General features: G+C 35.3%; 1 protein-coding gene. It reads left to right on the plus strand.

Going from position 1 to position 743, the window contains the following annotated elements; genetic code table 11:
• Positions 1–54 precede the first annotated feature (54 nt).
• On the plus strand, positions 55–743 hold a 689-nt coding region (locus JWG40_RS15540; RefSeq protein ID WP_205286696.1), incomplete at its 3' end, for an IS30 family transposase.

The raw sequence follows: 743 nt of genomic DNA on the forward strand, positions 1-743 counted from the left end.
GGTAGATTCAAGAATCTAATGCAACAAATCCCGATAATATAAATCGGAGAAAAGATGACAAAATACTCAAGAATTAGTCCGAAGGAAAGGGAAACCTTGTCCATGTTGATTCATCAAGGATACTCAAAAGGTGCGATTGCAGAAATAATGGGTCGTCACCGATCTACCATTGGCAGGGAATTAGAAAAGGGAAAAATTGCAGATAGATATTATCAATACTCCGCAATAATTTCTGGATATAAATCAAGAATGGCTGCCTCTTCAAGAAAGCTTGGAAAAAGTAAATTATTAACTAACAACAAGTTGTATAGAGAGTTTAAAAATCGCCTTGAACTCAAATGGTCACCAGCACAAATATCAAAAAATCTAGCTCGTTCGTTTCCAAATGAAAAATATATGAATATTTCTCACCAATCAATATATACCTTTATTTATTTGCTTCCGAGAGGAGAGCTTAAAAAAGAAATCAATACTTACCTAAGAAGGAAAGGCAAAAAACCAAAACCTGCAGGGAACATCGCTAATATAGGTAAAATTCCAGATATGATTAGTATTGAAGAACGTCCTAAAGAAGTTGAAGATAGATCCGTGCCAGGTCACTGGGAAGGTGATTTACTAATTGGTAAAAATCATTCCAGTGCGCTAGGCACGATTGTTGAAAGAGTTACAAGAACTGTCATACTAGTACCTTTGAAAGCAATGGATGCTGAATCTGTCAGAAAAGCTTTTGAACAAGAGTTAAA

This window comes from Leptospira abararensis (genome assembly GCF_016918735.1).
Classification (GTDB): Bacteria; Spirochaetota; Leptospiria; order Leptospirales; family Leptospiraceae; genus Leptospira_A; species Leptospira_A abararensis.